Here is a 7,287-nt window from a genome sequence, read left to right on the forward strand (position 1 = left end):
TAGTTTAATCATGATTTTAGTGGAAAATATTAATCCATATAAAAAAACAAACTGAACTTATAAATTTAAGTTCAGTTTGTCCACAGTCTGAAGCAAGCGACTAGGTCGCTTGCTTTTTCTTATGGCTTAATAGTAGGTATAGTAATCATAAAGGTAGTACCTTTAGTCATATTTGTAAATACGCTAATTTCGCCTTCCCAATCTTCAATGAGTTTCTTACTTAAATATAAACCGAGACCACTACCAGATTCTTTCGTTGTAAAGAAAGGATCGAATATCTTTTGTTGTGTCTCTTTAGACATTCCAGTACCGTTATCTTTAAATATAATCGTCGCTTGTTTTGCATGTGTATGTTGTAATTGAATTTCAATTTCTGGTTGTTCAACATCTAATAAAGCATCTTTAGCATTTTGAATGAGATTGATAAGAATTTGTTTTAATTGATCTTCTGAAATAAATGCATAGATAGGGCTATCAGGTAATGTTAAAGCAATATTAATGTTATGTTGTTCAAGTTCATACTTCAAAAATTGTGAAACTTCTTTGATAGATTGATTAATATCGACATTTGAATAGGCAAGGTTAGTTGGCTTTCCTAAAAATAAAAACTGTGTCACGATATTATTAATTCTATCTAGTTCTTCTGAAATGATATTAAAGTGATGATCTTGTTTATCTTTATCATATTTCATTCTCGTTAGTTCGATAAAGCCATTAATGCTTGTAAGTGGATTTTTAATTTCATGTGCTGTATTGGCAGCAAGTGTACCTATTAATCTAAGTTTTTCATTATTAGCTTGTTCGATGACTTTTTCATGTTCTAATCGTTCGGATCTATTTTTTAATATAAGTGTCACAATAGATAATAATAAAAATACCACTAAAAATATAAAAATGCTCGGTAAAATTATGCGCGTTATAAAATTATACTGTCCGCTAATTGTTAATGAGATTGGTAATTGATCATATAAATATGTTACGGATTTAGAGTGTTTATATTCTTTTCCAACTTGATAGATTTCAGTACCATCGATTCCATTAACTTGAATGTGATATCTTTTAGAAATTAAATTAATTTCATTTTTGAATGAAGACATATTGATTTCTGAAGCAACAGTGTAGTCTTTATTTTGAACTTTTAAATGATTCGTTAATAATAATGTATTGGCATTTTTTAATGAGATTTTTTCACTGCTTAAACTAGAATTAGCTGTAAAAGGAAATTGAAACTTATATTTGTTAAAATCTTCAAGAGAGGTATAATCAGCGCCTTTAGAGTCATAGACGATTTGTTTTTGATCATTCAATATATAAATATGGTCGATCCAAGTGTATCTGATGTGATTATCTTCTAAAAATTGATTAATAAATTTTTCATTGCGGCTGTTAGATAAAATAGTCGTTAAAGATTCAGAGATGCTATTTGATTCATTTATAAATGTATTAATTTTTAAGTTTACAATTTCTTTCGTCGTTTCTAATCTTTGATTCACTCTATTTGTATAATTTTTATTTATAATAATACCAATCATTAATGAAATGACTAAAGCGATAGCAAAATTAATGATGATTAATTTATTAAATGATTTCATTATTGCCTCCAAGTTTATTGTTTACTAATAGAGTATATTATGATTAACAATTATTGCCAATACATATTAAATAAATTTTCTATCCAAATGGTCGTAAACTGCCCTAACAGTATTTAAAAATGGTAAAATAAATAAAAAAGGTGGGGATAGCATTGAATACGAATGAAACCATAACAATTGATTTATTAGCTACTTCTGACTTACATGGACAAATAGGAAAAAGTGGTATTAGTGGTAACATTCTAAAGATGGCCACTTACGTTAAACATAAACGCAAAACCAATCACCACGTCTTATTGTTAGATAATGGTGGCATGTTGTCAGGTTCAATGTTTGCTTTTTATTATGCTCAAATTGCCCCATATAAGAGAAATCCAATGATTAAAGTGATGAATGAAATGCAATTTGATGCAAGTGGTGTGAGCCCTGACGAATTCAACTTTGGCTTAGACTTTTTAAATAAATCTATTGCTTTAAGCAGATTTCCTTGGTTAGCAGCAAATATTGAACATAGTAAGACTCGTGAACCATATTTTACAACACCTTATACGATTAAATATGTAGAAGGTATAAAAATAGGCATCATAGGATTCACATCTAGTGGTCTTATGGAAAATAAAAACGTTGAGTTTGAAGACGAAGTCCTTGTTGGTGAGTCTATGACTACAGCAAAAAAATGGGTGAGATATTTACATGAAAAAGAAAGCCCTGACTTCTTGATTATGTTATACCATGGTGGCTTAAACACTTACACAGATAAAAATAATTATAGATCATATTACAGTAACAACGCTGAAAGTATGACAAAAAGTACAGAAGGCGTAAATGTCATTATTACTGGACATCAAGAACATATTGTTGATCTTAAAGTCGAAGAAACACAGTTTATACAACCAGGTAAAGATGCTACGAATATTGTAGATATGTCTATTCAATTCAAAAAAAGAGCAAACTCTGTAGAAATTATCGATACGTCTATTAAGCACGTAGAAATTTCAAGTTATCCTGAAGATAGAGATTTATTGGAACTAACGTATTTCGACCAAAAAGCAGTCCAACATTGGTCTGAACAGAGCGTTGTTGACGTACCTGTTGTGTTAGATTATAAACAATTAACAGACTTATTTATAAAACCGCATAAGTTCATGGAATGTATTCAACAAAGTATGACGAGAGCATTTAAAGAAACTGATTTTGTTTGTGCACAAATTGGGAACCCGACTGGTAAAGGTTTACGTGGCGAGTTACAAGTTAAAGATGTTTATCAATCATATGTACATACTGATAAACCTGTCAAAATTAATTTATCTGGTGCTGAAATAAAGCGCATTATAGAAAGAACTGCTACAGCACTGTATAAAGAAGGGGACACGGTTCAATATAATGACCATATTTTAGAACCGACACTTATGACTGTATGGAAAGGTTTCGAATATACGATTGATTTGAGTAAACCTGTAGGCAGTAGAGTTAACTTAAATAATATTGATTTAGAAGCTACCTATTCAGTTATTATGACGGATTATTTATTTAGACACGTTAATAAGATCATTTCTGAATCAACGTATGAGAGAGCGAAAAAGACTGTCATCGAATATATGATTGAAGAACTGACGGAATCAAAGGGCAAATATGATTTAGAACATCATTTTGAAGTATTATAAAAATATCCCCAAAAAGTTAGCATAATTGCTAAAATTTTTGGGGATTATTTTATTAAATGTATTAGCTAAAAATTATAACGAGTATGATGATTGCTGCAATTTGAGCTACATAAGATGTTACGATTCTTTTCGTGTAGAAATACAATGTAGATAATATGAGTTGTGCTAAAAATATAAACATAAATATAGCTAAATTATCTAAATATAAAAATAGTGAACTAGATGCAAGGGCACTCACAACGATTGCAATAATAGGTTGTGAAAATTTCAGCTGTAACTGATTTTGTAAAATTGTTCTAATATATAACTCATGACAAGGTATAGCAATTACAATTGTTACAAGCATTTGCCACTTATAAAATACGCCAGCATGCATTAATTCTTTTAATAAGGATGCATATGACAAGCCATTATAAATTTGTGATAATAATAGCTGAAGTAGAACTAATATAATGGCACCAATAAGACCATATCCAATTGATTGAAGTAATCGCTTAGATTTGATGTCACGTTGATAAAAGACATAGCTAATGCCCGCAATCAGCATAATACCAGTATATAAGTACCAGAATACTTCTTTTTCACCTTGCATAATGAATAAAATAATGTGAAAAATAATGAAACTAGATATGAACCATATTAATTGAGGATTAATTTGTCTCTTCACTATTATCCCTCTTCAGAAATTATTGTATAACGCTTATGATTCACTACAGTTTTTTCAGGTAACTCTAAACTTTCAAAGTTATCCATAATTGTGATATCTACGATAACTGAGTTTTCATTAATTTTTTCAACTCTACCTCTTAATCCATCTTGAAACTCTATGATATTTCCAACTTCTGCGATTGTCATCTTATTCCTCCTAAATAATACTATGAAACATTATACTAAATAATACCCAGTTTATAAAGTATTAACAAATATACTCTATTTTAACATAAACATATCATACATATGATTAATCAAACATATGGTACTATAATACTTGAGGCTATTTGGGGAGAAAAGAAGGAGGAAATATAATGAAATTTGTAAGTAATAATGGTATTAACGATCCAATGATTAATTTAGCTATGGAGGAATATGTCTTAACTTCTCTTCCTAAAGATAATAGTTATTTCCTATTCTATATTAATCAACCATCTATTATTGTAGGGAAAAATCAAAATACGATTGAAGAAGTTAACCAAGAGTATGTTGAGAAACACAACATCAAAGTAGTAAGAAGAATTTCTGGTGGTGGAGCTGTATATCACGATTTAGGTAATTTAAACTTTAGCTTTGTTACAAAAGATGACGAAGACAGTTTCCATAACTTTGCGAAATTTACACAACCAATTGTTGATGCTTTAAATGAAATGGGTGTTAAAGCAGAATTATCTGGTAGAAATGATATACAAGTCGGGGAAAGAAAAATATCAGGTAATGCAATGGTTAAACAAAAAGATCGCATGTTCTCACATGGGACATTGATGTTAAATAGTGAAATCGAAGAGGTTGTTAATGCACTTCGCGTTAACGAAGCAAAAATAAAATCTAAAGGTATTAAATCTATAAGATCACGTGTCGCAAACATACAAGAGTTCTTAGAAGAGCCAATGGATATTGAAACATTTAAACAACGTATACTTACATCTATCTTTAAACAACAAGGTAGTGAAGATGTTGAAGAGTATCATTTAACAGATGAAGATTGGGATAACATTAATGAACTAAGTAAAAATAAATACCAAAAATGGGAATGGAATTATGGCAAGAATCCTAAATACAACTTTGAAAGAAGTCATAAATTTGATAGAGGACTTGTCCAAATTAAATTAGATGTTAAAAAAGGTAAAATAGAACACGCAGCAATATTCGGTGATTTCTTTGGTGTCGGTGATGTAAAAGATATTGAAGAAGCATTAATAGGTGTTCAACATCAAAAATCATCTATTCAAGAAGCATTAAAAGATATTGATGTTTATCACTATTTTGGAGATATCGCTAAAGAAGAAATTATTAATTTAATGCTATAAACAAATAAAAGAGACTATTTTTGAATGTTTTCAAAAGTAGTCTCTTATTATGTGTTAAATTTTAAATGACAACTCACGATTGTAAATCCTCCAACTGAATTAATTCTTCACTGTATTGTTCAAATAAAGTATTATTACGATTCGCAAGTGCTTCATCAATTAAAACCATTAATTCTCTTTTACGATTTTCACGTAAAGCAGAGTCAATCACAAGCTCAACTGATAAATCATTTAAGTTATTAACAAAAGTTTCTAAACTCTGGTGCTTAACTTGAGAATATTGTTTCATTTTAAACAACCCCTTGACTTTATTTGTTAAAATTATAGCGTATTTATTTTCTAAATGCAATGAATATTCAGAAATTTTAAAAAGTAAATTTATAATTCGAAATCAGTGATAAACTTACTCTATAAATTCATTATATGTTACTATAATCTAATTTCAAATTATTTTGCTCACAATTCAGAATACGGTTGTGAAAGTTTTAAGTAGTCGAACCATATATAACAAAAATACTTAAGGAGAATCATTATGTATCAATTAAAAAAGTGGGATCATGTTCAATTATCTGCACCTAAAGGATCAGAGGATAAAGCACGATATTTCTATTGTAATCAATTAGGGTTTAAAGAAGTAGAAAAGCCTGAGTCATTGAGAGGTAATGGAGGCGTTTGGTTTAATATTAATCAAATTGATTTGCATATTGGTATTGAAGAAGGATTTGAACCATTAAAAAAAGCACATCCAGCTATTAATGTTGAAAATCTAGAAGATTTAAAAGAACATTTAACGAATGAAAAAATAGAGTTTAAAGCAGATAATCGTTTTCCAGGCGCAAATAGAATCCATTTATTAGATCCTTTTGGAAATCGTTTAGAATTTATAGAAAAACAATAGAATTTATTCCAAAAAGTATTGACTTCCATTTAAATATAGATTATATTTTATGTAATTACAATAAATGTAAATCCATTCGTTGTAATTACATAAATTTTGAAAGGAGCATACTATGAGTAAATACGTAATTAAACAAAACACGATGTACATTAGAGGAGTCAGAGTAGACGATCATACCATTCATACTGAGGTGTCTGAAGCGGGTAGAGAACCGTTCATTATTAAACAGAAACCTCAAGAAATTATGAATCAGTCATGTCGCTTTTATGGAGAACACTTCAATGAAAGAAAGCTTCTTACAAAAAGGCTTACCAGAATTACTAGCAAACCCCCGATTTTAGTATCCGCAGTTACATCCACTTATTTTTTCTGCACAGGTTCCGAAAGGTCAATAGACAACACATGGATAAATATACTCTATGTTAAAGATTTCAAAGAATACAATGGCAATAAGACCAAGATATTTTTAGAGCAAGATCAAAGCCTCGTTTTTCCAATTTCCTACCACGTAATTAATCATCAATACTTAAACTGTTTATGTTTGTACTATAGAAATCACCGTAATAATATCTTTATTAAACAACTAAATACACCTAATATTGACTTAACTCAAGATGGATATAGTGTACTTGATGTTATTAAGATGTATTTAAAAAATCAATATTAGCATACGAAAATAAATATTAACGGAACAAGTGCAACTAAAGTGTAAATGTTCCGTTAATTTTTTTAGGTTTTCTCTTGAAAATATTAAGATGCTTGATATAATAGTATTTGTGCTTGATAAAAATTTAATTATTCCACAGTAGCTCAGTGGTAGAGCTATCGGCTGTTAACCGATCGGTCGTAGGTTCGAGTCCTACCTGTGGAGCCATGGAGATGTACTCAAGTTGGCTGAAGAGGCGCCCCTGCTAAGGGTGTAGGTCGTTCTGCGGCGCGAGGGTTCGAATCCCTCCATCTCCGCTCAGATTAATTAGTCACGTATAGTGAAAAGAAAAAACCTTGATAACTCAAGGTTTTTTCTCAGACTGTGGACAAACTGAACTTAAATTTATAAGTTCAGTTTGTTTTTTTATATGGATTAATATTTTCCACTAAAATCATGATTAAAC

The 7,287-nt window shown here is 29.8% G+C and carries 8 protein-coding genes and 2 tRNA genes; 6 read left to right on the forward strand and 4 right to left on the reverse strand.

Going from position 1 to position 7,287, the window contains the following annotated elements:
* Positions 1-119 precede the first annotated feature (119 nt).
* Positions 120-1,592: an ATP-binding protein gene (locus LQ611_RS13500; RefSeq protein ID WP_107565919.1), complete on the reverse strand. Its 1,473-nt coding sequence runs from the start codon at positions 1,590-1,592 to the stop codon at positions 120-122.
* 152 nt (positions 1,593-1,744) lie between these two features.
* Here LQ611_RS13500 and LQ611_RS13505 point away from each other — a divergent pair, with 152 nt between their 5' ends.
* Positions 1,745-3,256, forward strand: coding sequence for a bifunctional metallophosphatase/5'-nucleotidase (locus LQ611_RS13505; RefSeq protein WP_025905644.1), 1,512 nt, complete (start codon positions 1,745-1,747; stop codon positions 3,254-3,256).
* A 61-nt stretch (positions 3,257-3,317) separates the two neighbouring features.
* Here the strand turns inward: LQ611_RS13505 and LQ611_RS13510 are convergent, their stop codons facing one another.
* Both LQ611_RS13510 and LQ611_RS13515 read right to left on the reverse strand, forming a co-directional pair.
* Positions 3,318-3,923: a CPBP family glutamic-type intramembrane protease gene (locus tag LQ611_RS13510; RefSeq protein WP_025905643.1), complete on the reverse strand. Its 606-nt coding sequence runs from the start codon at positions 3,921-3,923 to the stop codon at positions 3,318-3,320.
* Positions 3,924-3,925: 2 nt separating this feature from the next.
* Complete coding sequence (locus tag LQ611_RS13515; RefSeq protein ID WP_025905642.1) at positions 3,926-4,111, reverse strand: YkvS family protein; 186 nt, start codon at positions 4,109-4,111, stop codon at positions 3,926-3,928.
* A gap of 170 nt (positions 4,112-4,281) precedes the next feature.
* On the opposite strand from LQ611_RS13515, the gene lplA reads away from it, so the two are divergent.
* Positions 4,282-5,277 carry a lipoate--protein ligase gene (gene lplA / locus LQ611_RS13520; RefSeq protein WP_239709654.1) on the forward strand — a complete coding sequence of 332 codons (996 nt, stop codon included), beginning with the start codon at positions 4,282-4,284 and terminating at the stop codon, positions 5,275-5,277.
* A gap of 73 nt (positions 5,278-5,350) precedes the next feature.
* On the opposite strand, the gene LQ611_RS13525 is transcribed toward lplA, so the two are convergent.
* The gene (locus LQ611_RS13525) at positions 5,351-5,566 is read right to left on the reverse strand and encodes an IDEAL domain-containing protein (protein ID WP_016911637.1); all 216 of its coding nucleotides are present in this window, start codon (positions 5,564-5,566) and stop codon (positions 5,351-5,353) included.
* A 243-nt stretch (positions 5,567-5,809) separates the two neighbouring features.
* Between LQ611_RS13525 and LQ611_RS13530 the strand changes: the two genes are divergently transcribed.
* From LQ611_RS13530 to LQ611_RS13545, 4 genes are all read left to right on the forward strand, one after another.
* Entirely contained in the window at positions 5,810-6,175 is a 366-nt protein-coding gene (locus LQ611_RS13530; protein WP_107566018.1) for a VOC family protein, read from the forward strand.
* Between the two features lie 112 nt (positions 6,176-6,287).
* Positions 6,288-6,842, forward strand: coding sequence for a competence protein ComK (locus tag LQ611_RS13535; protein WP_119475338.1), 555 nt, complete (start codon positions 6,288-6,290; stop codon positions 6,840-6,842).
* Positions 6,843-6,974: 132 nt separating this feature from the next.
* Positions 6,975-7,049, forward strand: a tRNA-Asn gene (locus LQ611_RS13540).
* Position 7,050: 1 nt separating this feature from the next.
* Positions 7,051-7,138: transfer RNA gene (locus LQ611_RS13545), tRNA-Ser, on the forward strand.
* The last annotated feature ends 149 nt before the right edge of the window (positions 7,139-7,287 follow it).

It is taken from the genome of Mammaliicoccus sp. L-M44 (assembly GCF_022386355.1).
In the GTDB taxonomy this organism is placed as follows: domain Bacteria; phylum Bacillota; class Bacilli; order Staphylococcales; family Staphylococcaceae; genus Mammaliicoccus; species Mammaliicoccus sciuri_A.